Source organism: Vibrio sp. Vb0937 (genome assembly GCF_033338855.1).
In genome coordinates this window covers 1-1,002 of sequence record NZ_JAWOTK010000497.1, presented here as the reverse complement: position 1 = coordinate 1,002, position 1,002 = coordinate 1, and the positions used below count along the sequence as shown (strand labels likewise).

1 protein-coding gene is annotated in these 1,002 nt (G+C 48.4%); it reads right to left on the bottom strand.

The features are described from left to right. Positions 1-120: 120 nt before the first annotated feature. Complete coding sequence (gene bioH, locus R7P67_RS26775) at positions 121-888, bottom strand: pimeloyl-ACP methyl ester esterase BioH (RefSeq protein WP_318086579.1); 768 nt, start codon at positions 886-888, stop codon at positions 121-123. Positions 889-1,002: the final 114 nt, after the last annotated feature.

The window sequence follows — 1,002 nt, the reverse complement described above, 5'->3', positions numbered from 1 at the left end:
GAACCCTCCTCAGAGTCGCCCAACTCGTCAATATGGCTTGGCCTTATTTACGAATAAAACCTTACCGACAATTATATCGGCCAAATTTTAATCAACTTTAGCCTTTTTCACTGCACGATTTTAATCCTGAGCGAAATCTCGAACTTTCGCACAAAATTCATCATGTTCGGTCATGAACGGTGCATGAGAAGATTGAGAAAAGACAAACTGTTGCGTGTGAGGCAGTTGCTGGCTGAGATCGGTCGCCACTTTAATCGGCACCAAACCATCCAAACGACCGTAAAGGAGTAGCATCGGCACCGCCAAGGAAACCAAAGCATCACGCAGGTCAACATCCGCCAAAATATTTAAACCAACCAATAATGACTCTGGGTTCGGCTGAGGACGCGATAGCACCGCTTGTTTGAGTTGTTTAACATCTTTACGTGCAGACGGACTTCCCATGGCTTGCAGCGCCATAAAGCGCTCAATGGTCAGTGAGAAGTCTTCTAGTAACTGAGAGGTGAACGCGCTCAGTACATTCGGTTGAATGCCGCGCCACGGTTTTTCTGCGGCAAATTTTGGTGAGCTGGCGACGGTGATCAGCTTACTCACTCGCTGAGGAGCATTGAGCGCAATGTGCGTGGCAACCAAACCACCCAACGACCAACCTAGCCACACTGCTTTCTCTGGCGCATCTTTTAGTACCATGGCAGCGATTTGTGCGAGGTCTTCACCATGATGCCCAGCGCTAAAACCATATCCAGGAAGATCGACGACATGGACACAAAAATCGGCCTGCAGAGATTCGACCGTTTGCTGCCAAACTGCGCCATTCATCCCCCAGCCATGCAGCAACACCAAATCCGGTCCCTGACCGAACGACTGCCAGTGTAAATTCGTGCTCATGCACTCAATCTCTCCCACTTATGTTATTCGTTATCGCTTCACTCAAGCGTTAGGCTGTGCAAAATCTAACCTTGAATAAGCGGTATGTTATCTCATCACTGGCAAAACATCATG

Coding starts and splice junctions, on each gene's coding strand:
- bioH (WP_318086579.1), bottom strand. CDS start 888: ATGAGCACGAATTTACACTGGCAGTCGTTCGGTCAGGGACCGGATTTG.